Source organism: Alkanindiges illinoisensis DSM 15370 (assembly GCF_000619845.1).
GTDB classification, from domain to species: domain Bacteria; phylum Pseudomonadota; class Gammaproteobacteria; order Pseudomonadales; family Moraxellaceae; genus Alkanindiges; species Alkanindiges illinoisensis.
Map to the genome: position 1 here is coordinate 121,559 of NZ_JHUX01000007.1, position 23,722 is coordinate 145,280.

Annotated in this window: 16 protein-coding genes; 13 read left to right on the forward strand and 3 right to left on the reverse strand. The window is 48.4% G+C overall.

Annotation, left to right across the window (positions count from 1 at the left end; all coding sequences use genetic code 11):
- Window positions 1–138 precede the first annotated feature (138 nt).
- The 5 genes from Q337_RS0111640 to Q337_RS0111660 all read left to right on the forward strand — a co-directional run bounded on the left by Q337_RS0111640 (window position 139) and on the right by Q337_RS0111660 (window position 5,270).
- A complete protein-coding gene (locus tag Q337_RS0111640) occupies window positions 139–435 on the forward strand; it encodes an ArsR/SmtB family transcription factor (RefSeq protein ID WP_228133128.1) in 297 nt (98 codons plus the stop codon).
- A 37-nt stretch (window positions 436–472) separates the two neighbouring features.
- On the forward strand, window positions 473–1,528 hold the full coding sequence (locus Q337_RS0111645; RefSeq protein ID WP_026471737.1) for an alkene reductase: 1,056 nt from the start codon (window positions 473–475) through the stop codon (window positions 1,526–1,528).
- A 238-nt stretch (window positions 1,529–1,766) separates the two neighbouring features.
- Complete coding sequence (gene waaA / locus Q337_RS0111650) at window positions 1,767–3,122, forward strand: lipid IV(A) 3-deoxy-D-manno-octulosonic acid transferase (RefSeq protein ID WP_407636777.1); 1,356 nt, start codon at window positions 1,767–1,769, stop codon at window positions 3,120–3,122.
- Window positions 3,123–3,388: 266 nt separating this feature from the next.
- Window positions 3,389–4,453, forward strand: a complete 1,065-nt coding sequence (locus Q337_RS0111655) for an SDR family oxidoreductase (RefSeq protein WP_026471739.1) — start codon at window positions 3,389–3,391, stop codon at window positions 4,451–4,453.
- Window positions 4,454–4,562: 109 nt separating this feature from the next.
- Window positions 4,563–5,270 carry a 16S rRNA (uracil(1498)-N(3))-methyltransferase gene (locus Q337_RS0111660; RefSeq protein WP_026471740.1) on the forward strand — a complete coding sequence of 236 codons (708 nt, stop codon included), beginning with the start codon at window positions 4,563–4,565 and terminating at the stop codon, window positions 5,268–5,270.
- 57 nt (window positions 5,271–5,327) lie between these two features.
- On the opposite strand, the gene Q337_RS0111665 is transcribed toward Q337_RS0111660, so the two are convergent.
- On the reverse strand, window positions 5,328–6,347 hold the full coding sequence (locus Q337_RS0111665) for a mechanosensitive ion channel family protein (RefSeq protein WP_051526829.1): 1,020 nt from the start codon (window positions 6,345–6,347) through the stop codon (window positions 5,328–5,330).
- Between the two features lie 256 nt (window positions 6,348–6,603).
- On the opposite strand from Q337_RS0111665, the gene Q337_RS0111670 reads away from it, so the two are divergent.
- The 3 genes from Q337_RS0111670 to Q337_RS0111690 all read left to right on the forward strand — a co-directional run bounded on the left by Q337_RS0111670 (window position 6,604) and on the right by Q337_RS0111690 (window position 11,582).
- Window positions 6,604–8,049, forward strand: a complete 1,446-nt coding sequence (locus Q337_RS0111670) for a DcaP family trimeric outer membrane transporter (RefSeq protein WP_156935787.1) — start codon at window positions 6,604–6,606, stop codon at window positions 8,047–8,049.
- 509 nt (window positions 8,050–8,558) lie between these two features.
- Window positions 8,559–10,508, forward strand: a complete 1,950-nt coding sequence (gene acs / locus Q337_RS0111680) for an acetate--CoA ligase (protein WP_034280191.1) — start codon at window positions 8,559–8,561, stop codon at window positions 10,506–10,508.
- Window positions 10,509–10,934: 426 nt separating this feature from the next.
- Complete coding sequence (locus Q337_RS0111690) at window positions 10,935–11,582, forward strand: response regulator transcription factor (RefSeq protein WP_026471746.1); 648 nt, start codon at window positions 10,935–10,937, stop codon at window positions 11,580–11,582.
- Window positions 11,583–12,441: 859 nt separating this feature from the next.
- Here the strand turns inward: Q337_RS0111690 and Q337_RS0111710 are convergent.
- Together Q337_RS0111710 and Q337_RS0111720 are read right to left on the reverse strand one after the other, a co-directional pair.
- Window positions 12,442–13,212, reverse strand: a complete 771-nt coding sequence (locus tag Q337_RS0111710; protein ID WP_034280252.1) for a hypothetical protein — start codon at window positions 13,210–13,212, stop codon at window positions 12,442–12,444.
- A gap of 337 nt (window positions 13,213–13,549) precedes the next feature.
- Window positions 13,550–17,047 carry a PAS-domain containing protein gene (locus Q337_RS0111720; protein ID WP_084494823.1) on the reverse strand — a complete coding sequence of 1,166 codons (3,498 nt, stop codon included), beginning with the start codon at window positions 17,045–17,047 and terminating at the stop codon, window positions 13,550–13,552.
- Between the two features lie 176 nt (window positions 17,048–17,223).
- Here Q337_RS0111720 and Q337_RS0111725 point away from each other — a divergent pair, with 176 nt between their 5' ends.
- From Q337_RS0111725 to Q337_RS0111750, 5 genes are all read left to right on the forward strand, one after another.
- Entirely contained in the window at window positions 17,224–17,625 is a 402-nt protein-coding gene (locus Q337_RS0111725; protein ID WP_051526831.1) for a DUF485 domain-containing protein, read from the forward strand.
- Between the two features lie 85 nt (window positions 17,626–17,710).
- Window positions 17,711–19,402, forward strand: coding sequence for a cation acetate symporter (locus Q337_RS0111730; protein ID WP_051526840.1), 1,692 nt, complete (start codon window positions 17,711–17,713; stop codon window positions 19,400–19,402).
- A 462-nt stretch (window positions 19,403–19,864) separates the two neighbouring features.
- Entirely contained in the window at window positions 19,865–20,932 is a 1,068-nt protein-coding gene (locus Q337_RS0111735) for a polysaccharide biosynthesis/export family protein (RefSeq protein WP_051526832.1), read from the forward strand.
- A 15-nt stretch (window positions 20,933–20,947) separates the two neighbouring features.
- A complete protein-coding gene (locus Q337_RS0111740) occupies window positions 20,948–21,382 on the forward strand; it encodes a low molecular weight protein-tyrosine-phosphatase (protein WP_026471753.1) in 435 nt (144 codons plus the stop codon).
- A 129-nt stretch (window positions 21,383–21,511) separates the two neighbouring features.
- Entirely contained in the window at window positions 21,512–23,698 is a 2,187-nt protein-coding gene (locus tag Q337_RS0111750) for a polysaccharide biosynthesis tyrosine autokinase (protein WP_034280198.1), read from the forward strand.
- The last annotated feature ends 24 nt before the right edge of the window (window positions 23,699–23,722 follow it).

The following is a 23,722-nucleotide window of genomic DNA, read 5'->3' on the forward strand; positions in this document are numbered from 1 at the left end:
AAAAAAACGATACATATATCGAATATGTGCTATATATTAATCCTGCGCAGAAAAGCAGAATGAATTGGCTATAATAGTGCTGGCAAGACACAATACTTGCTAACGACATACGCTGAGGATAAGTGCATGACCAGTCAGATTGATAGCGAAGCGATTTTAAAGGCGCTGGCCAATCCGGTGCGTCGTGAAATATTGCAATGGCTGAAGCAGCCGGAACATTATTTTCCAACCCAGCATGTGTCTGCAAGCTATGGGGTATGTGCCGGACAGATTGATGCCAAGACAGGTTTGTCGCAATCAACGGTGTCAAATCATCTGGCTGTATTGCAAAAGTCAGGTTTGATTTGTTGTCAGAAAGTCGGACAGTGGTCATTTTACCAGCGTAATGAAGCCGTCATTCAGCAATTTCTGCAATCTTTACAACGCGATTTGTAAGACCTGACGTCAATAAATACAGGTCACAGGAGTTGTTATGTCCATTTTGTTTCAGCCTTTAACTGTGGGTGCCCTTGAATTACCCAATCGTCTGGTCATGGCGCCGCTCACCCGTTCGCGCGCCGGGGAATCACGTATTCCGAATGAATTGATGCAGGAATACTATGTGCAGCGTGCCAGTGCAGGGTTAATCATTACCGAAGCCACGGCCATTACGCCATCTGCGGTAGGTTATGCCGATACGCCGGGCATCTGGTCGGAAGAACAAGTGGCAGGCTGGAAAAAAATTACTGATACTGTACGGGCTGCGGGTGGCCGCATGGTCATGCAGTTGTGGCATGTAGGGCGTATTTCTGACCCGATTTTCTTAAATGGCGAATTGCCAGTTGCGCCCAGTGCCATTCAGCCCGCAGGCCATGTGAGTCTGGTACGTCCCAAAAAAGAATATGTGACCCCGCGTGCGCTGACCACGGCAGAAGTCAAAGCGATTGTGCAGGATTATCGCCAGGCAGCGATTAATGCCAAGGCGGCTGGTTTTGATGGGGTGGAACTGCATGGTGCCAATGGCTACCTGATTGACCAGTTTTTGCAAAGCAAAACCAACCAGCGTGATGATGAATACGGTGGCGTTGTGGAAAACCGGGCACGCCTGTTGCTGGAGGTAACTGACCAGCTGATTGACGTATGGGGCGCAGACCGGGTGGGCGTGCATCTGGCACCACGTCGTGATTCGCATGACATGGGTGATGACAATCCAGTAGAAACTTTTGGTTATGTGGCTGAACAACTGGGCCAGCGCAAGATTGCGTTTATTTTTGCCCGTGAGTATGTCGCTGATGACAGCCTGGCGGGTTTGATCAAGCAAAAATTTGGTGGGGTATTTATTGCCAATGAAAAGCTGGAGCGTGAACAGGCTGAACGCTTATTAGAGCTGGGTGAGGCGGATGCCGTATCATTTGGCCAGCTGTTTATTGCCAACCCGGATCTGGTGGAACGCTTTAAGCAGCAAGCTGAGCTGAATACCCCAAACCCTGCCACTTATTACGCTGAAGGTGCAACAGGTTATACGGATTATCCATTCCTTAATCAATAATCGATTAAAGCAATCCAGCTCAATTTTGCGTTGTTTTATCCCCCTGTATCAAGGGGGATAATTGTTTTGAATGATTCTATTTAACGTTGTATTTTTAGAGAAACATTGATAAGAAAAACATCAGTTTTGGGCAAAAGACTGCGTAAAATTTTGGTTTATAGACTCAGGCAGGCTACACTCTGCTCACTTTATTTTTCGTTAGCGGCGTGTTGCTGGCAGCATGCGGCTTCTTTGATATTTGACTATGTCGAAACCTGTGCAAAAACCTCCTTTCTGGTATCAATTTCTGCTGGCGCTGGTGTTGCCACTGTATCGCCTGCGCGTGTGGCAGCGTTCGCGTCTACAGCCGGATTATCAGGATGAAGTCATTGAGCGTTTTGCGGTTAAATCCGTGGCTAAAAACCAGCAGCGCAAACATCAGCCAGCTACAAATCAGCTAAACAGAAATCAGCAGGTCATCTGGATTCATGCCGTGTCAGTCGGTGAAACCAATGCCGCCCAGCCTGTGATTGAACATTTTTTAAAGCTGGGCCAACCTGTGCTGGTGACCAATACCACCCGTACCGGACAGGCACGCGCCAAAATTTTGTTTGCCCAAAATTATCCTGAGTTGTTTGAAGCAGTTTTTTTGCCAGTAGATACCACCGCATTAATGGAACAATTTTTGCAGCGTTATAAGCCGCGCCTGTTTATTTTAATTGAAACCGAATTATGGCCCAATGCATTGGCACAAACCTATGACGCTGGAATTCCCAGTATGTTGCTCAACGCCCGCCTGTCGGAACGCTCGGCCAAAGGCTACGGCAAATTTAGCCGCCTTACCCGTCCGATGCTGGAGCAACTCAGCTGTATTGCCGCACAGGATCAGGCCACTGCACAGCGCTTTATTGCCTTGGGTGCGGACACCAAAAAGGTGGTGGTGACGGGGAGTATCAAGTTTGATACTCAGCCGCCTGAATTTTTATTAGAGCAGGCAGAGCAGCTAAAACAGCAATGGCAACTGGCTCAGCGTCCAGTACTGGTTGCTGCCAGCACGCACGAACCGGAAGAAGCCCAGATTCTGGCGCAGTTTCCCAAAGTTTTAGATCAATATCCTGACGTAGTATTAATACTGGTGCCACGGCATCCTGAACGGTTTGACCGGGTAGCCGAGCTGATTGAAAAGCAGGATTTTCAGGTATTTCGCCGCAGCCAGCAACAGAAAATTGAAGCTAATACACAGGTCTATCTGGCGGACAGCATGGGCGAGTTGTGGCTGTGGTATGCACTGGCCAGCATGGCCTTTGTTGGCGGCTCACTCAGTCCCACTGGCGGGCATAATCCGCTGGAACCCGTGCGACTGGGCGTGCCGGTGGTGATGGGGCCGCATACTTTTAATTTTAAGGTGATTGTTGAGCAGCTCATGCAGGCCCATGCCTTGACGCAGGTGGACAATGCGGAAGAATTAATGAGTGTGTGGCTAAACTGGCTACAACAGCCGGCACAAGCCCAGCAGGCCAGTATTGCGGGCTTGCAGGTGATGCAGGCCAACCAGGGTGCGCTGGATCGGCAATTAGCGCTCATTCAGCAATTAGACACACTGCCTGAAAGATAAATCTAACAAAATATTAAAGTCTTACAGAACGCTAAGGCCAGTTTTTTGTCAGGCAACCATAAGCTTTCTTTTCAGTTTTCAACAAAACATGCTGGCAAAATCTGGTCAAATTCACAAAATCAGGCGTAAACTCAAGACCGCCTGATTCATAGATGATTCTGTAATCAAGCCGACTGACAACGCTAAACCCAATCCTGCATCCGGCTAAAATAATGTAGGCATTAATAAATTAAGTGATAACAAGGAAGACCAGCATGAGCACCATCATTGATAAAAGCAAACCCGTTTGCGTCACCGGCGCGTCCGGCTATATTGCCAGCTGGATTGTCAAATACCTGCTGGAAGATGGCCTGACTGTTCATGCCACGGTGCGTAATCCGGACAATGCAAAATCGGTTGCGCATTTAAAAAAAGCTGCCGAAGGCACAACCGGCACCTTAAAGCTATTTGCAGCGGACCTGTTGCAACCGGGCAGTTTTAAGTCCGCCATTGAAGGTTGCGAGCTGGTAATTCATACCGCGTCACCCTTTATTATCAAGGGTTTTAAGGATGCCAATGAAGCACTGGTCAAACCCGCAGTACAGGGAACAGAAAATGTGCTGCGCAGTTGCAATGAGGTGAGTACAGTCAAACGTGTGGTACTCACCAGTTCGGTGGCTTCTGTGTTTGGCGATAACATTGAAATTGAAGAAACCCCCAATGGTATTTTTACCGAACAGGACTGGAACAACACCAGTAGCGTGAGCCATCAGCCCTATTCATTTTCCAAGGTGGCGGCGGAGCGCAAGGCATGGCAAATCCACGACCAACAACCTAAAAATGGTAGACAATGGGATCTAGTCACGATTAACCCGTCACTGGTGCTGGGGCCAGCCTTAACTCAAAAAACCCAGTCCACCAGTATTTCAGTGATGCAGGATTTGGGCAGTGGCAAGCAACGAACTGGCGTGCCGGATCTGGAATTTGGGCTGGTGGATGTGCGTGAGGTGGCGCGGGCGCATATTCAGGCTGGTTTCACGCCAGAAGCCGAAGGCCGTTATATTGTGAGTGAAGGCACCTATAGCCTGCTCACCATGGCAGAAATCCTGAAAAAATATTTCCCCAAATACCCTTTGCCCAGAACGCTGTTGCCTAAGGCGCTGGTCTGGCTGGTGGGGCCAATTGCAGCGGGTGTAAGTCGCCGTTTTGTCAAGCTGAACGTGGGCTATTCCATCCGTTTTGACAATACCCGCTCTCGCCAGACCTTGCAGATTCATTACCGGCCTATTGAAGAAACCTTGCATCAGCATTTTCAGCAAATGATTGATGATGGCCTGTTAAAAAAGCGTTAAATAGCTTGAACAGATGATTTGACAAGGCAATGATTTAACGAGACTGGGCCAGATTAAATGGCTTACACTGACGGGTTTTAAGTTACCCGGCAAATTTTGTCTTTTCACCATGAACCTGTTGTTGCTTGATCCCACCCAAATTCAAGATCAGTGCGCCCGTATTACGGATGCACGGCGGCTTGGCCATATCCGTGAGCATTTAAAGTTAAATATGGGCGATACCATCAAGATCGGCCAAAAGAATGGTTTAAAGGGTACCGCGCTGGTTGAAAGCATCACTGACCAGCAACTGCTGCTGAATCATATCGTGCTGGATCAGGCGCCACCGCCTAAGTTACCCCTAACCTTGATTGTGGCGTTACCACGGCCAAAAGTGTTGCGACGGCTGATCATGGATGCAGTCACGCTGGGTGTTGATCAGCTTATTTTAATGCATAGCTACCGGGTGGAAAAAAGCTATTGGCAAACGCCATTTTTGCAGCAACTGGACAGTTATATTGAACTGGGGCTGGAGCAGGCGGGAGACACAATCTGGCCGCAAGTGCAATGCTTTAAGCGTTTCCGGCCTTTTGTGGAAGACATCTTGCCGGGTTTGATTGCAGATCAACCTGCCTTTGTGGCACATCCGTATGCCGACCAGCCCATGCCTGTTGCCATAAACCAGCCTTGCGTGCTGGTGATTGGCCCGGAAGGCGGCTTTATTCCGTTTGAAATTGATTTACTGCAGCACAACGGCTGTCAGCCCGCCAGCCTTGGCCCGCGAATCCTGCGCACTGAAACCGCCGTGTCCAGCATTATTGGCCGATTGTTTGGCTAGGCTAATTGTTTGGCTAAGCTAAATATTAGGCTTAGCAGGCTGCTTAAATCACGATGGTTAAAACTCACTTTTTGCCGGGGTCAAGTCATTGTTTTCGCTGCCGGGCACGACGGTACTCTGGTCCACCACCAGTTGTTGAATGGGATAGGGAATATTAATACCCTTGGTGGTGAGCGCCTCTTTCACCAGAATTTGTACTTCATCAATCGATGCACCAATTCCCACTTCCTTCACATCCACCCACCAGTTCACGCCCAGAATAATGGCAAAATCCCCCAGTGATTTCACCTGAACCGATGGGGCAGGCTGCGACTGGATGGTGCGAATCTGGTCAATGACATTGAGGATAATGGTTTTTGCATCCTGGATATTGGCCTGATAGCTAATGCCGACATCAAAGGTACACAGTCGTTTGACGAAGGCCGTGTTTACCGTCACCGGATTGGTAAACAGGTTGGCATTGGGAATTACAATACGGCGGCCATCCCCAGTGCGGATGTAGGTTGCCCGAATCTGGATGTCTTCCACCACGCCCGTAAAGGTGCCGGACACAATTTCATCGCCAATACGGAATGGTTCGCCCAGCAAAATCAAAATGCCGGACAGCATATTCTGAAAAATATCCTTAAAGGCAAAACCAATTGCCACCGAGCCAATCCCCAGGGCACTAATCAGTTGCGCCGGGGTAAAGCCGGGAATGGCAATCACCAGCGCAATCATAAAGCCGATAAACACAATGAAGGTACTGCCAATCCGGTTAAGCACCAGCACCAGATTTTGCTTGCGCTTGGCCCGTCCACTTAAGGTTTTGACCACAAAAAATTTAAAAATCTTGGAAATCAGCCAGAACAGGATAAACACTGTGAGGGCAATTAGCAGGTAGGGTACTCGTTCCCAGAAATGCTGTGCCATCTCGTGTACGGTGGTGTACACATCTTTGTATTCAGTGGCTTTTTCAAGCACTTTGTGTGTGGTTGCTTTACCTGCCTTTTGCACCAGTGTGGCCGTTGCCTGAGTCGCATCACTAATGGCCTCTGCGGTGTTTTCGCTTGCTTCACGAATGGATTGTTCTGCCATGGTGCAATTCCAGAATGTGCTGACACGGCTTATTGTGCCGTACGGGTATGTTGCGTTGTGTGACATTGAGTATTTTAACGATGGCTAAATTCATCGTGCATCTAATACTTTGGGTGAATAGTAATAATTATAAGACCTTATATATTAAAAAAGCATAACGCACAGGGTAAATCATAAAAAAAGCCAATGATGGCCTCATTCTCCGGGTGGGATTGTAGTTGGCAAAGGTGATAAAACAAGGCATAGGATGTGAGTGATGAAACAATTAACGAGCCACGTATCAAGTAGCAATAGACCACATGCAAAAGTGCTCAGTATGGCAGTGTTTGCCATTATGGCTGCCAGCTTTTGTAGCACGAGTCATGCAGTTACCACCGACACAACAAGCAACCAAACTGAAATTGAAGCATTGCGACAGGAAGTCAATGCACTCAAGCAAATCGTGCAGCAACTGAGTGCACAGCAACAAACCCAGCAATCCGTTAGCCCTTCTGCAAGGCCTGTAACCAGCAGCACCGAACCTGCACTGGAAGCAACGGCAGTAGCACCAGCCAGTGCCAGCATTGCCCCTGCGCAAAGTGCCAACGCAGGCCAGCCCATGCCGGCTGTTCCGGTGAGCCGCAATCCAGAAGGTTGGGCTGTGTTACCTGATGGCAAAACTGCTGCCAAGGTCTATGGCTTTATTCGTGCCGATATGCTGCATGACTTTAAGGGCCAGCCCACTGGCAAATTCAGTAACTTGCATACCCAGCCACTGGACAGTAGCGACCCAGTTGAAAACAAGACGGCCTTTACTGCCGCTGTTACCCGGGTGGGCGTGGACTTTAAAACCCCAACCGCCATCGGTGATGTCGGCGGAAAAATTGAAGGAGATTTCTGGGGCAATGGTGGTACAGGCGCAGCCACCTTTCGGATTCGCCATGCTTATTTGACAACGGGCAACTGGCTGTTTGGTCAAACCTGGTCGCCTTTTACGGGGCAGGAATATGCGGCTGAAACCGTAGACTTTAATGGCGTTACCGGCACATCCATCCGGCGTGCAACCCAGATTCGCTATACCCATCCCTTAAGTACAGCCACCTCTCTAACCATTGCGGGTGAGGAAGACAGCAATTCGGATTCCCGTTTTCCGGCATTAACAGCCCGGCTGGAACACAAACTACCAGACAGCAAGGGCGCATTTGCCGTGCGTGGCATGCTACATGAAAAACGCGGTGTGGCCACCAGTACGGTGAATGGCCAGGTTCAAAATACTGAAGACGAGAAAGCAGGCTACGGTGCAGCCATTGGGGCATGGTATCAGCTTGATCCCGCCAACAAGCTTAGCGGCCAGTTCTTCCATGTGAAAGGTGACGGCAGCTTTAACTATGGTACAGGAACCGGATTTTCCGTGAATGCAGCCACTGGCGACCTGTATTTTGATGAATACAACAGTGCACAACTGGGCCTGACCCATAATTTTAATCCCAAAATGCGCAGTACCGTGGCATTAAGCTGGGTGGATTTTAAGGATAGCAGCCAGTTTGCCATTGCCAATCCGGGCGCCAATCGTGAGCTAAAACAGGCTTCGCTTAACCTGTTCTACAAGCCAGTGTCCAGTATCGATCTGGGCGGTGAATATACCTATGGCAACCGCGAAGTATTTAATGGCGATGAGGGCAAGCAATCGCACCTTAACCTGATGGCGCGCTATAACTTTTAAGCCTAACGCTAAAAAACGATTTTAAAGTTCTCCTTGGCCGTAACCTTGCGTTACGGTTTTTTTTATAAAAAAATCGCCTCAATTAAAGAGGCGAAGGAGCAAATTATGGCTATACGGAACAGTCATTCTTATAGACATGATTAAGCAAGAAGCAGGCCACCGCATTTATTGCGCAACTAAGTAGTTGTTAAGCCAGCTTAAAAATTTAAGTTGGCAGAAAAACTCATGCAAATTTTTACAAATAGCACTGGTGGCACTAGTAGTTTTGCACTACTTTAAAGCTAATAGAAATAACCTATCCAATGATTATTTAAAACAGTGCGCGGTAGATCAAAAGTCGTATTTCATAGTGGGACTACTACCAAAGCATGATTGTCATGCCATTCAACAGATTGCAATACTCGGGGTGATTATTTTTATACTCATCAGGATACAGAAGTTCCTGATGCTATTGGAAAAGGCATTCCCGGTTACATGCCATTAAAAGAGAATCTTGCAAGGAAGTGATTATGTCACAACAAGTTTATCCTGTTCCCGACAATTTTTTAAAAAACGCCCGTACTACTGCCGAAGATTATGCAGCCAAGTACCAGCAATCGGTCACAGACAATGCGCAATTCTGGCGTGAACAGGCGCAATCCATTGACTGGATCAAGCCATTTACCAAGGTGCGTGATGTGTCCTTTGACAAGGATAATTTCCATGTGGAATGGTTTGGCGATGGCCAGTTGAACGTGTCGGCCAACTGTCTGGATCGGCATGTGGCCAATCATCCCGACAAGCCCGCCATTATCTGGGAAGGTGATCATCCCTATCGCCACAAGATTATTTCATTTCGCGAACTGCATCAGGAAGTTTGCCGTTTTGCCAATGTGCTCAAAAAGCAGGGCGTTAAAAAAGGTGACCGCGTCACCCTGTACATGCCAATGATTCCCGAAGCAGCGATTGCCATGCTGGCCTGTACCCGCATTGGTGCGGTGCATTGTGTAGTATTTGGTGGATTTTCACCGGATTCACTGGCCAGCCGGATTGAAGACAGCCAGTCCAGCGTCGTGATTACCGCCAATGAAGGCCTGCGCGGTGGCAAGACTATTCCGCTAAAAACCAATGTGGATGCGGCACTGCAAATGCCGGGCACCGAAGGCGTTACCAGTGTGATTACCGTCTATCACACCGAACACCCGACCCATATGCAGCAAGGACGGGATGTGTGGTATCACGAAGCGATTGCCGAGGTCAATGAAGACTGCCCGCCAGAGCCGATGGATGCCGAAGCGCCTTTATTTATTCTGTACACCTCAGGCTCTACCGGAAAGCCCAAAGGTGTATTGCACACCACGGGTGGCTATCTGGTGTATGCGGCAACCACTTTCCGTGAAGTATTTGATATCCGTGACGATGATGTGTACTGGTGTACTGCTGATGTGGGCTGGATTACTGGTCACAGCTACCTGCTGTATGGCCCGCTGGCCAACGGCACCACCACGCTGATGTTTGAAGGCGTGCCGCAATATCCAACCTGGGCACGGATTGGCCAGATCATCGACAAGCATGATGTCACCATTTTATACACCGCACCAACTGCCATTCGTTCTATGATGCGCGAAGGTGACCATTATGTGCGTGAAAGTGACCGTCATAGTCTGCGTCTGCTGGGTTCAGTGGGTGAACCGATTAACCCGGAAGCGTGGTCATGGTATTACAACGTCGTTGGTGAAGGCCGCTGCCCGATTGTAGATACCTGGTGGCAAACTGAAACCGGTGGCATCCTGATTTCGCCAATTCCTGGGGCTACACCACTGAAGCCTGGTTCTGCCACCAGACCGTTTTATGGCGTGCAGCCTGCCATTGTGGATGGAGAAGGCAATATTCTGGAAGGCGAATGCGAGGGCAATCTGGTATTAATTGACTCGTGGCCCGGCCAGATGCGTACCGTGTACGGCGATCATCAGCGTTTTATTGACACTTATTTTTCCACCTTTAATGGCATGTACTTTACTGGTGATGGGGCCAAACGCGACAAGGATGGTTACTACTGGATCACTGGCCGCGTCGATGATGTACTGAACGTGTCTGGTCACCGTCTGGGCACTGCTGAAGTGGAAAGTGCACTGGTGGCGCATCAATCTGTAGCAGAATCAGCAGTGGTTGGTATGCCACATGAGATCAAGGGGCAGGGAATCTGTGCCTATGTGACCTTGCAGGCCGATGTCGAGCCAACCGAAGACTTGCGTAAAGAACTGCGTGACTGGGTGCGCCGTGAAATTGGGCCAATTGCTACCCCGGATGCGATTCACTGGGCGCCTGCATTGCCCAAAACCCGTTCTGGCAAAATCATGCGCCGTATTTTACGCAAGATTGCCGCCAATGAACTGGATACGCTGGGCGATACCTCAACGCTGGCTGACCCAAGTGTCGTCGAGCATTTAATCGTTACTGTCTATCCTGAGACGCGTTAAAAAACGATTAATAATCGTTTTAGTGTCGCAAGGCGAAGGCTATGCATGAGCGAGGATAAAGCGAAGCCGCTACGCCTTGCGGCATACATGCCTCATTCGCCCGCGCGCAAGAGATGAGTCACACTGTGACGCAAGTGCGATTTCTCCAAGAGGATAAAGCAGAGCCACTTCGTTTTGCAGGACAGTGTCTTGCAAAGCGATGGTTCGCATCTGCCCAAGTGCAAGGTCAATCTGGGGCTTTTTAATAGTCGCCTGCTGTTTGGCAATCTGCTTGGGTGGCCCGTTAAACAACAATTGTTGCGCTATAAAGTAACGCAATTCTTACTTTATAGCGCAGATGGCGGTATACGATAAAAGCTGGATTTAAGTAAGAATAAGCCACATAGTGTTTAAACTGAAATAAGGATGTTAGGTGTTGAGAACTCTATGAATATCCTGATTGTTGATGATCATCCGCTGTTTCGTCATGCACTGATTCACGCAGTGCGCTACAGCCTGCCACAGGCACAAATTCATGAAACGGCTTCAGTGACCGAGTTTTATACCCGGCTGGAGCAAGGCCCGGAACCCGATCTGGTGCTGCTGGACTTGCACTTGCCCGGGGCTTCAGGTTTTTCCGCGCTGGTACATGTGCGGGCGCAATACCCGGCCATACCGATTGTGGTGGTATCAGCGCATGAAGAAGTAGCGGTGATTCAGCGGGCATTGGCACATGGTGCGGTGGCCTATATTCCCAAGTCAGCGCCACCGCAGCATATTGGTGAAGCGCTACATGCCGTGCTGGCAGGCGATACCTGGGCGCCGCCCAATTTGCCCATGAGTAGCCATGACCCGCGTGCCCGTGACGAGGCCGATTTTGCCGAGCGCATTAAAACCCTGACGCCGCAACAGTTCCGGGTGCTGATGATGGTGGCAGAAGGCCTATTAAACAAGCAAATTGCTTATATGCTGGATGTGTCAGAAGCTACGATTAAAGCGCATGTGACGGCAATTTTTCGTAAATTGGGCGTACAAAACCGCACGCAGGCGGTGCTGGCGATTAGTACGTTGAATGTGGATGAGCCGAAGTTGTAATAGATTTGTTCATGATTTCAGTCAAGTTAATTTAAACTAAAGTCATCCGTTGAGGTGGCTTTTCTATATTATTAAAAATTATTTTATTAAATGTGTTGAGTATGAATAGAACACAAATAAAGCCCTATATAAAACTGATTAGCTTTGCCCAAGCTGGGCTTTTATTCACGTTTCTCTTAATGATAAGTTTTGGGCTACCTCTTGTAAGTTTTATTTGGACAGACTCTATAGAGATAAATACAAATAAAGCAAAGCTTTGTTATATGCGATCTGGAAATAGTGGCTTAGGCGTTGCAAGTACAAAAGCAGTTGCTTTATTAGACTTCTTTCATAACCCCCTATGTTCCCCCTTGAGAAGGGGGAATTTAAAGGGGTAAAAACTACTTATGAAAGAAGTCTATTAATTCCAAAAAATGAAAAATATATAAAGTTATTTGAAACTCCTGCGCCTACTTATTATTCTGGTAAGAGAATAGACTGGAATAATTCATATCCCACGTTAATAAAAAATAAACTTTTAGAGCTAGGGGGAGTGAAAGGAACCGATGCGTTTTTTTAAGCGATATAAATGTTTATGCTATATATATAAAGAAATTTAGCCTTTTAATGAGTATTAAATTTCTTCCAACTAAATTGGAATTTGATGGGATTAATGTGTTAGGTAATTATTATAATGAGCAATTAAGAGGAGAAAAACAGGATTTTATTTTATCTTGGTTTTCTATTCAGGCTTACTCATACCTACATTTTTCTTAAAAACTTAATAAAAATTCGTGAGTTATCTTAATTATCATATAAATTAAAATAGCAAGCCCATGCTGGACATTTAGCCCAGCATAAGCTTGATCATCAAAATTCATTAATGATAAAAATGTACGACCCGTTGCCGGCTTTGCGGCATGTCGGTAAATAGCGGATTGAGGGAATCCATTAGATCATCCACCTGACTTTGGGTGATTAGGCCTTTTTGCACAAAATGATCGCGTACCTGTTCATCATTCAGGCACAAAAATGCCGGGTCATAGAGTCCCAGTTTCACAAACAGCTCAGCCGTAGCCAGATTGCTGAAGCGATCCAGCAATACATGATCTTCATAAAACAGGAACAGGTGCTCATGCTCGGCATACGGGTCAACCGCAAACTGTTCTGCCAGGGTATAAGGGTCGGTTTTTAGCCAGAGCAGGTCAGCCAGTTCGTTAAAATAACCCATATCAATGCTTTCTTCGCTGGTTTTCACTTTACCCAGCCAGGCCTTAAATGCCAAAACTGCACCACCACGCAGCATCATGCTCCAGATCAGGTGGCGTACTTTTTCATCCATGCGCCTGGAAGCTTCTACCAAATGTTCGATCAGCTTGGGTTCCAGTGCCCGCAATTTGTCAAACAGGCCCAGACCCTGTGGTTTTTTTTCATGTTCGGCGAAAATATCAATATTCAGGCGTTTTAAGGTGGTGAGTGCCAAAGGCACCGTGACCTGATAGATGGTTTGCAAGGCCAATGCTTGCGTCGGTAAAAGCTGGTTCTGGCTAAACAGGTACTGCCAGTTGATACTGGGCAAAAAGTGATTGGCACTGTATTGCTGATAAAACTGTTGGGTAGAATTGGTATTGCTGGAATTCACAGTAGTCATGACAAAATCATCCATGGTTAAAACAGTATGCTTAGATCAGAGGCGTGGAAGTTCACACAAACACAGGCATTACATGAGCTGTGGCATGGCTGCATGGTCGCGTTATAAATTGCTGCGCTATAACTGGACACTGTTCCTACTGGGCATAAAGCCGCTGTATAAACTATTGCCACACTAAAATAATGCGTGAATGCTGTTGATCTTATATTTGAGTGCACAGTTGTTCTGTAGTGGACTTAAGTCTAGCGCCAGCTCAACCATACATTAACTGTTTAAAAAACATTCAATTGGCAGGCTGTCGCTTTTTTAACACTGTTGTGAAATTGTATCCGTTTGCTTAAGCGCGAATGCCAGCCAGAAAGGCACGCAAGGCAGCGGGCTTGAGTGGTTTTTTAAGCAGGACAATACTGTGCTCTTTCACAATCTGCGGTAGGTCAGGGTTGCTGTCTGCAGTAATCAGAGCGGCAGGAATTTTGTTGGTGTTGTATTTAAGCAAAAATTCAAGCCCTTCAATTTCTGCATCCAGATGCTGATCCACCAGAAGCACCTGAATGGTTTCGGTACTCAGGATCTGCCGTGCCTGTTCCGGTGTTTGTGCCAGAAACAACTGACAGCCCCATTTGTCCAGCAAAAGCTGCATGCCCTGCAAAATGGTGGCGTCGTTGTCCAAACACAGTACTTTCAGGCTAGTCAGGGTATTTTGAACCGGGACACTGCTGCTTACTGTTTGCTGACGTGGCGGTACGGTAGGCAGTTCCAGCATAAAACACGAGCCATGATCCACCTTAGAGTGAAAACTAATCTGGTGTCCCAGCCGTTTGGCCATGCGCTCGACAATCGCCAAACCCAAACCAATACCTTGTTCGCCCCACGGTGAAGTGTGTCCGGCACGCTGGAACTCGGCAAATAGTTGCGCCTGCTGCGCCTCAGCAATGCCGGGGCCGGTATCCCACACGCCAACACGTAAATGATCCGGCTGGCTACCACTGCCCATCACCCCGACCACCACTCGACCTTGCGCAGTATAACGTAGCGCATTACTGACAAAATTCTGCAACATGCGGCGTAGCCATTGCGGGTCGGTTTTAACCCATAACCGGGTGGCATGAACCCGCAATTGCAGGCCGCGCTGTTCGGCAATGGGCTGAAATTGCACCTGTAGGTCATGCAGCAAATCATTCAGGGCAAATTCGGTGAGGTTGGGCTTCATGCCATTGCCATCCAGCCGGGCAATGTCCAGCAAGGCCGTCATGATACTTTCGGCACCATGCAGGGCACGATCCAGTTGTTGCAGGGTTTCCTGATCGGCAGGTGGCAAATTGGCATGTTCCAGCGCCGCTGCAAACAGTCGCGCCGCATGCATGGGCTGCAACAGGTCATGGCTGGCAGCGGCAATAAACCGGGTTTTGGAGGTGTTGGCAAGGTCAGCCTGCTGCCGGGCATACTGCTGTTCACGCAGGGCACGCTCAAGCTGCTGGGTGCGTTCCTGTACCCGGGCTTCCAGCAGGGCTTCGGTATGACGGTATACGGTAATATCAGCATAGGTGGTAACAAAGCCACCGCCGGTAATCGGGTGACCGCGCATTTCAATAATGCGGCCATCCGCGCGCTGCCGTTCAAATTCATGCGGGTTACCAGCACGCATCCACATGATTCGCCTGGCAATATGGTCTTCCACATCACCATGCCCGCACTCGCCACGTTCGGCGTTATAGCGGATCAGATTGGCCACTGGACAGCCGACGTAGACAAAATTTACCGGATAATCAAACAGTTCCAGATAGCGTTTGTTCCAGGCCACCAACCGCATGTCGGCATCCACCACGCTGACGGCCTGTGTCATGTAATCCATCATGATCATCAGCAGGCTTTGATTAAAGCGTTGCCATTGTGAAGCCTGATCCAGAATATTCACCACCTGACCCACGGCCAGCCCGTTGTTGACCAGCACAGTGGTCAGCAGCGTGCGTGCTGAAGCTGCCCCAACGGCGCTGGCCAGATATTGCTCGGTAAAGCGCCACCAGCGATGGTCAGCCAGCATTTTTTTGTCAAAAGGCAAATGATTGTCTGCCGCAAACTGCATAAATGCCGCTTCGGTACGTTGCGGCCCATTAATGCGCGAGGACAAGGCAATCAGGTCATCAATATTTAGGCGGGTTTGCTGTTCCAGTTGTTCCAGTGCACCTGCGGTGCTGTTGGTGCTGGCGCTTGATGAAGGTTCTTCTTCATAGAGGTCATGTTTAAAAAAACTTTCGGCCTGAATTTGCTCGGCAATACTTAAGCGTTTGTATTTGGGCACTAAAATGTACAATAACAGGTTTAGCCCTAAGGACCACAGCACGCCATGGGTGAGTGGGTCAAGCGAGGAAAACCCCAGCAGGCTTTCCGGCTTTAGCCAGTGCTGCTGCCACGGTCCCTGATACAGCAGGGACAAGGCCCATTCCTGATGTGAGCTGGGCATATTGCGCAAAATGGCAGGCCAGAACAGGGTATAGCCCCAAAGGGCAAACCCGGCAAGCAGGCCAATGATCACGCCATGACAGCTACCGCCACGCCAGTACAGGCCGCCAATTAATGCCGGGGCAAACTGGATCACTGCACTAAAGGCCAGCAGGCCAAAAGCAGACAGCTGGTTGGTATCCGACAGCATGCGATAAACCACATAGCCCAGCAGCATCACCACGCCAATGCACACCCGGCGAATCATTCGAATCCAGTACGACAGGTGCTGGTCATTTTTGCTTAGTATATTAAAGCGCCATAATGCCGGTAAAATCAGGTCGTTGCTGAGCATGATGGATAGCGCCAGCGTGGCCACCAGCAGCATCCCGGTTGCCGCAGAAAACCCGCCAATAAAGGCCAGCAGGGCCAGCCAGGTTTGTTCATGTATTACGGGCAGCATTAGCACGGCTACATCGGGAATGGGCAGGGTGGTGCTGGGCATGTGCAAGGCCCAACTGGCAATGGGAATAATCGCCAGAACCATGAGCAACAAATACACAGAAAACCAAAAGCGTGCGCCATTTAAATGACGCTTGTCTTTGAGTTCCACCACGGCCACATGAAACTGGCGCGGCAGGCAAATAATGGCAGCACCGGCCAGCAGGGTTTGCGTCCAGAAGGAATCGGGCAGGCCTTCGCGCTGGATTTGCTGAAAAGTCACCCCAATGTCGCGCCCAATCTGATCCACTGGATGCTGGCTAAACAGCACCACAAATAGCGCCACAATGATCAGTGCCAGCAACTTAACTGCCGATTCAAATGCCACGGCCACCATCAGGCCACCCTGCTGGCCATTGCTTGCGGCCTGCCGGGTGCCAAACAGCATGGCAATACCCGCCAGCAGGGCAGTTAGCAGTAACACGCCATGTGTGGTAATGGCTGCATCTTTAGGCTGATCCAGCAGCACCACCGTACTTAAGGCAATCGCCCGTAACTGCAGGGCCAGATACGGCAAAATCGCAACCACCGCCAGAATGGTAACCAGTGCAGCCAGAAAACCGGATTTGCCATAGCGCGCCGCAATAAAATCGGCAATGGATGAAATGGGCTGGCGCTGACGGATATTGCCCAGCCTGCGCCAGACATCATAGGCAAACCACAAAAACAGCAAAGGCCCTAGATAGATCGGCAAAAAGCCAATGCCGTTGCGAACGGTTTCACCCACAGCCCCATAAAACGTCCAGGATGAACAATACACACCCAGCGTCAGGCTAAATAACAGCATGCGGCCACGCTGGCTTAGGCGGCTGGCATATTTCTCGCCAAAGAAGGCACAGGCAAATAATGCGGCAATATAAATGGCCAAAACACCCATTACCAGCCAGCTGTTCATGATTGTACCCATCGACGTCATCCTTGCATGATAGCGCTGTTTTAAGGAGCAAAATTCCTTCTAGACCAAAGTCTAAGTTTCAAGTGTAGCGCAAGTTGCTACTGTCAAATGCATAAAATTGGCGAATAAACGCCCAGCGGCCACGGTTGGCTGTTTGTTAAAAAGCGAGGTGTAACATGGAAAATAGCGCAACAGAAAGCAGCGCAAGGCCCGGTGATAAACCAGAGGGTAGTGCAGAAGACAGCCACGTTCAGGCGGTGCTGAATAATCCAAAGTTTAAACTGCTGGTTCAAAAAAAACGAACGCTTAGCTGGAGCCTGTCAGCCCTGATGCTGATTATTTATATTGGCTTTATTTTATTGGTGGCCTACGCGCCAGACTTCCTGCACAGCTCGTTTAATAGTGGTGTCATTACCTGGGGAATTCCGCTGGGTATTGGCGTAATTGTGGCCGCATTTGTGTTATGTGCCGTGTATTCGGTGATTGCCAATGGAGAACATGAGCGCCTGACCCAGGACGTGGTCAACGACATCAAATCCCGTGAAACCCGTGATAACAGCCAGCAGGGAGCGCGCTAACATGCAGGATTCAGCACTATCAACTTCAATACCGTCAGTTTCAAAAAGATTGGCTTTCACCATCTTAAACCGCAAAATAGCCGGCATGGGCACAATGGCCATTGCTGGTGGTATAACCAGTATGGCTTATGCCTCACCGGATCTGGGGGTTGCCGAAAAGCAGGCCACCAACTGGACTGCCATTATCATGTTTGTGATTTTTGTGGCGGCCACATTGTTTATTACCAAGTGGGCTGCAAAAAGAACCAACTCCACCAGGGACTTTTATACCGCAGGTGGTGGCATTACCGGCTTTCAAAATGGCCTGGCCATTGCAGGTGATTTTATGTCGGCAGCTTCCTTTTTAGGGATTTCTGCCATGGTGTTTTCATCAGGCTATGACGGCCTGCTGTACTCGCTAGGCTTTATGGTAGGCTGGCCCATTGTCCTGTTTTTAGTGGCAGAACGCTTGCGTAACCTGGGCAAATACAACTTTTCCGATGTGGCGTCATTCCGGCTGGAAGAAAAACCAGTGCGGGCAATGGCAGCCGTGAACTCACTGGTGGTTGTTGCATTTTATTTGATTGCACAAATGGTTGGCGCAGGCCAGCTTATCAAGCTGCTGTTTGGCCTTGACTACAACATTGCAGTGGTGATTGTTGGCCTGCTCATGATGGCCTATGTGATGTTTGGTGGCATGCTGGCCACCACCTGGGTGCAAATCATCAAGGCAGCCATGCTGCTCAGTGGTGCCACCTTTATGGCCTTTATGGTGCTTAAGGAAGTTGGCTTTAGCTTTAGCAATATGTTCAATCAGGCTATTGCCGCCTATGGTACTGCACATGACATCACCACGGCTGAGGCCACCAAAATCATGGGTCCCGGCGGTTTGATTTCCAATCCGGTTGATGCCATTTCCCTAGGCTTGGCACTGATGTTTGGTACGGCTGGCCTGCCACATATCCTGATGCGCTTCTTTACGGTTAAGGATGCCAAGGAAGCCCGCAAATCCGTGGTGGTTGCCACCGGGTTTATTGGTTACTTTTACCTGCTTACCTTTATTATTGGCTTTGGTGCCATTTTATTTGTATCGCAAAATCCGGCCTATCTGGATACCGCCAAAATGGCCATGTCCGGCAAGCTGGAACTGATTGGTGGTGGAAACATGGCCGCTGTACACCTAGCCCATGCAGTTGCTGGTAACTGGTTTTTAGGCTTTATTTCTGCGGTTGCCTTTGCCACCATCTTGGCTGTAGTTGCCGGGTTAACCCTGTCTGGTGCCTCTGCGGTATCGCATGACCTATATGCCAATGTGTTTAAAAAAGGTCAAACCACCGAAGCCTCACAACTGCGGGTGTCCAAGATTGCCACCGTGGTACTGGCGATTTTTGCCATGTTCCTCGGTATTGTGTTTGAAAAGCAAAATGTGGCGTTTATGGTCGGGCTGGCCTTTGCTGTGGCTGCTTCGGCCAATTTCCCGGTGCTGGTGCTGTCCATGTTCTGGAAAGGTTTAACAACACGTGGGGCCACCATTGGCGGCTGGCTGGGACTGATTAGTGCCGTCGTACTGATTTTCTTCACCAAGGCCGTGTGGGTTGATACCCTAAAACTGGGTGACAGTGCGCCACTGCCATACAGCAATCCAGCGCTATTTTCCATGGTGCTGTCATTTGCTGCCTGCTGGCTGTTTTCAGTCACTGACAAATCAGCACGTGCTCAGCGTGAAAAAGCCCGCTTTGATGCCCAGTTTGTACGCTCCATGACCGGGGTAGGTGCTTCCGGGGCGCAGGATCATTAAATGTGGTATTTCTTTCTCTATTAATCAGCGCTGAATAAGGGGCATACAATGCCCCTTTATCAGTTGGCTGGAGTAAAACACCTGTTGTCTCCAGCTCTCTTGGCTTGATGTCATCATAGCGCCCTGATTTTGTCGGGGCGTTTTTGCATTTCATCCAGAAAGCTGTAACCTGAGCGTGCTTTTTGCCCGTAAATGTGTTTTATTCGCGCTTCCTCAATCTATAACTCAAACTGAACTGATTTTTTAGCTGGCCTAATGTTAGTACAAACAAAAAAGCCATTGATTAGTTAAAGTGAAGCTTGCAAGTTTTCGATGAATCTTCCACAATCCCAGCGAATTTCCTTCTTGTCATTTAGTCATCAGCTGTTCAGTCAAAAGGACTCTTGAGTGCGATATTTTTTCAACATAAATCGTCCTGCCAGAGCTTATCAATGGATGATCCCGCTTGTGTGTGCAACGCTAATGAGCAGTTGCAGCCTGATCCCGGGCATGCGCACTGATGATCTGCCGGAAATGCCGCAGGAAGTAACGCCCTTAACCAATGGGCTGCAAGTCCAGTTGGTACCGGTTACTGCCGAGCTGACCAATCAGCTGTCAATCCCCCAGACCAGCTTTAATCAGGCATTGACCCAGTTGTTTGAACAGCAGCCTGCGGGCAATTATGTATTGCAAAAAGGCGATGTGCTGTCCATTTATTTATGGGCTTATCCTGAAATTACCCCAGCAGCAACCAATATTACGCCCGCCAATGCTGAGCAAATTGGCTTTAAAATTGATCAGGAAGGCAATCTGTCCTTTCCGTTAATCAAGCAAATCCGGGCGCAGGGTAAAACAGTTACTGCCTTACAGCGGGAATTGAACCAGCGGCTAAGCCGATATCTCAAGCAGCCCGATGCACAGATTAAAGTATTACAATATAAGGGCCGCAAGTTTTTTGTAGGCGGTGAAGTCCGCTTGCCGGGCCAATACGTAATTTCAGATGAACCCGTTAACTTATACGGGGCATTAAGTGCAGCAGGCGGTATGTTGAATACCGGTGACCTGAATGCCATTAGCCTGATCCGTAACGGAATAAATTACCAGTTTGGCTTACTGGATCTGCAAAAGCAGGGCTTGTCTCCTAATCAGCTCTATATCCAGAATGGCGATGAAGTTCATATCCTGTCGCGCGAAAGCCGCAAAATTTACTTTTTGGGTGAAGCTGGCCGACCAGCACCTTTAATCCTGCGTGAACAGGGCATGAGTCTGGCTGATGTGATTGGTGAAGGGGCAGGCCTAAATCCGTTAAGTGCCAATCCAGCCAAAGTTTATGTCCTGCGTGACAATGCTCAAGGCAATCTAGCTACAGTTTATCAGCTGGATTTATCCTCTTTTACCAGTCTGGCTCTGGCGCAGCGTTTTGCGGTACAGCCACGTGACATTATTTATGTGGATGCCAGTGGACTTGCGCGCTGGAGCCGGGTACTGAATCTGTTATTGCCTTCAGCTAATGTGATTCGAACCGGGCAGCTGATTGGCAATGGCAACTAATAATGGTAGCAGAACGTGGAATTTGAAACCATTTTGGTGTTGTGTACGGGCAATATTTGCCGTAGCCCGATGGCGGAAGGCTTGCTGAAACAGTATTTTCCAGACAAGAAAGTTTTGTCTGCTGGTTTACAGGGATTGGTGGATTATCCAGCGGATGAGCATGCCGTTGACCTGATGCAGGAAATGGAAATTGATATTTCAGCCCATCGCGCGCAAAAGGTAAACACAGAACTGCTGAGGCAAGCTGACCTGATCTTTGTGATGACCAAAGGTCAGTTAAAGCTGGTGGAAAAACAATGGCCTTTTGCCCGGGGAAAGACATTTTTGCTAGGGCACTGGCAGCATCAGGAAATTCCTGACCCCTATCAGCAGCCTAAAGGTGCCTTTATTTATGCCCGGGATATGATTATTAGCGGCATTAAGGCATGGCATGAAAAATTGGTGGGATAACATTCTTACAATGACAGTAACTTGCGAAATAATAAACAGGAGTTTGATCAAACCCTTATGTGGGTTCGGTCAATGGTTGGATGCAAGCGCTGTTATTGCGATTGATAAATTAAAGATCTGGATTAAATAATGAGCGGGCAAAACCAAGGCACTTATACAGACGACAGTATTGATCTCAAGCAATTATTTTTTATGCTCCTGCGTCAATGGAAAATTATTGTTGCCTGTGTCGTGCTGGCGCTGCTTCTGGCATTACTTTACCTGCGCATTACCAGCCCAACCTATAGCGTGAATGGGTTGATTCAGGTTGAAGATAACAAAAATATGTCCACTGCGTTGCTGGGTGATGTTGCCAACCTGATGGAAGTGCAATCACCAGCGCAAACCGAAGTTGAGCTCATCAAGTCACGTTTTGTGTTATCGAAAGTCATTGAAAACCTGAATCTGGATATTTCTATTCAGAGTCTGGATAACACCTTTAGTAATCGCCTGTTCAAGCGGACCCAGTATCAGACCACCCATAGCCCTTCACAGGTTATTATGAGCAACTCGCAGGGGCTTGCCTTACATATTAGGCAGCTTAAGGTTCCGGCTTACTTGCTGAACCAGCCACTGCAACTGCACTTTATTGATAATGAAAATTATGAGCTTGCGCTGCCCACTGGTGAAATAGTTAAAGGGCGGGTTGGCCAGCCAGTCGCACAAATGGTATCGGGTGGCTTGCTGCAACTGAATATTAATAAAGCCCTAGGTGTAGCAGGCAGCAATTTCAGCATTAGCCAGATTGCCTTGCAAACCATGGTGGACCGAATTAATGCCCAGCTTAGCGCTGCTGAAAAAGGCAAGCTAACCGGCATTATTTCAGTGAATTATACGGGTAGTGACAAGGTATTAATTACCAATACCTTAAATGAAATTTTAAAGGTTTATCTGGAACAAAATATTACCCGTAAATCGGCAGAAAGCCAGAATACACTGGCTTTTCTGGACAAGCAGTTGCCAGAGCTTAAGGCACAGCTTGAAACTTCTGAAAACCGTTTTAACCAGTTCCGCGAAAAAAATGACACCATTGACGTCACCAAGGAATCTGAATTGCTGCTCACCCAGAATGTAGAGCTGGAAACCAGACGGATTGAACTGGAACAAAAACGTGCCGAGCTGGGTGCCAAATACACCAATGACTTCCCGCTAATGAAGGAAGTCACTGACCAACTGGCCGCCATTGCCCAGCGCAGCAAAGAATTAAACCAGCGCTTAAACCGTTTGCCGGAAGTGCAGCGTCAGTACCTGCAACTGTACCGTGATGTGCAAATCAATACTGAACTGTATACCAGTCTGCTAAACAGCTACCAGCAACTTAAAGTGGTTAAGGCTGGCCAGATTGGTAATGCCCACGTGGTTGATCCGGCGATTTTGCCTCTTAAACCTGTACAGCCCAAACCCCTAATGGTACTCATCCTGTCAATTTTTCTGGGTGGCTTTGTCGGGGTATTACTGGCTTTACTTAGAAATATGCTGAGTAGCGGCGTTAAGGATGCTGAAAGCATTGAAGCCCAAACGAGCCTCCCCGTATATGCAACGCTGGCCCATAGCCCTATTCTGGATAAGTTTCGTTCAGTACGCAGTAAAACCTTACCGTTACTGGCCCTAGAAGACCATGAAGACCTGACACTGGAAAGCCTGCGTAGCCTGCGCACAGTGTTGTATTTTGCCCAAAAAAATGCCAAAAATAATGTGGTGTTGATTTCAGGTCCAGCGCCAGAAATTGGCAAGTCTTTTATTTGTGCCAACCTGGCCACTATTCTGGCGCAAACCGGCAAGATTGTATTGTTGATTGACGCTGATATGCGTCGTGGTCACATGCATAAGTACTTTAATGCAGATCCTGGCAATGGATTAGCTGATTACCTCAGTGGCAGTAAAGATTTGGCGGCACGCGATATCATTCAGGATACACCTGTAAAAGGCCTGTCTTTTGTCAGTAAGGGTTCTACCCCTGCTAATCCGTCAGAATTATTGTTAAATCCAGCCTTTGAAAGTTTCCTTCATGAAATTTCCGAGCAATATGATCACGTTATTATTGACTCACCACCATTATTGGCAGTAACCGACGGTATTATTATCAGCAAATATACGGGACTAAATTTGCTGGTAGCTCGTTATGGCAAAACGCCAATCAAGGAAATCAAGCTGTGTATGTCACGCTTGCAGCATTCTGGTCAAAATGTACATGGTCTGGTTCTCAATGATGTACCACAAGGTGCACTGCAAAGTGAAGGGTATTCGTATACGTATAAGTATCGATCGAAATCTTAAAAATTACTGATGAATAGAGTATTG